This window comes from Parvularcula marina (assembly GCF_003399445.1).
In the GTDB taxonomy this organism is placed as follows: domain Bacteria; phylum Pseudomonadota; class Alphaproteobacteria; order Caulobacterales; family Parvularculaceae; genus Parvularcula; species Parvularcula marina.
The window spans coordinates 1-501 of record NZ_QUQO01000037.1; the positions used below are offsets into that span (position 1 = coordinate 1).

General features: G+C 42.5%; 1 pseudogene. It reads left to right on the plus strand.

Annotated elements, in window-relative coordinates:
- Positions 1 to 16 precede the first annotated feature (16 nt).
- Positions 17 to 501: pseudogene (locus DX908_RS16125) on the plus strand (transposase); the annotation flags it as partial.

The following is a 501-nucleotide window of genomic DNA, read 5'->3' on the forward strand; positions in this document are numbered from 1 at the left end:
AAATATAGAGGTGTTTATGAGCGGAAAACGCTACCCAGAAGAATTCAAAATTGAAGCGGTTAAACAGGTAGTTGATCGAGGTCATTTAATATCTGACGTTGCCAACGGTTAGATGTCACAACACACAGTCTTTATGCGTGGGTTAAAAAATACGGCCCTGATTCTAAACAGCAAAACGAATTAAGCGATGCACAGGCTGAAATTAGAAGGTTACAGAAAGAGTTAAAGCGAACAACAGAAGAGCGTGACCTATTGAAAAAAGCCGCGGCATACTTCGCAAAGCAGTCCGACTGAGGTATGCCTTTATCAAAGAGAATTCGGACAGTTGGCCTGTTCGTTGGCTATGCAAAATGTTCGACGTGCATCCAAGCGGATATTACGCATGGAACAAACAGCCTCACTCTAAACGAGCTAAAGCCAATCAACGTCTTACAGGATTGATTAAACAGTTTTGGCTGGAGTCAGGTGGTGTGTATGGTTATCGTAAAGTCCACTCTGATT